Consider the following 398-nt stretch of genomic DNA (forward strand, 5'->3'; position numbering starts at 1 on the left):
ATTACACTTAATCCTGTTAAAAGAGAATTTTTAGCAGGGGTTGTATAATATAGTCCAAAAGTTTGTGTTAAATATGCAAGAACTAATACAGTTCCTAAAATTGTACCTGCAATAAAAGAACTTTTATCTACTTTTATTTTTCTAAACTTTAACATTAAGTATAGTAAAATTGTTAATATTAAAAATATTATAAACATAATATTATATGTTGGCATTCCATTATCTACAACTACCTTAGTAGCTATAAGTCCAGTACCCAAGATTATATCTACTACAAACGGTATTGATTCAGATTTCAATTTATTTATAAACGTATTCAAACAGTTTCAACGCACTTCAAACCTCAAATTACTAATTCCTTAGGTACTACTATAGTTTTAACACATTCTTTTCCTTCA

The 398-nt window shown here is 26.1% G+C and carries 1 protein-coding gene; it reads right to left on the bottom strand.

Annotated features, from left to right (window positions below):
• On the bottom strand, positions 1–320 hold a 320-nt coding region (locus AYC60_RS00800), incomplete at its 3' end, for an EamA family transporter (protein WP_459076621.1).
• Between the last annotated feature and the right edge of the window lie 78 nt (positions 321–398).

It is taken from the genome of Streptobacillus felis, from assembly GCF_001559775.1.
In the GTDB taxonomy this organism is placed as follows: Bacteria; Fusobacteriota; Fusobacteriia; order Fusobacteriales; family Leptotrichiaceae; genus Streptobacillus; species Streptobacillus felis.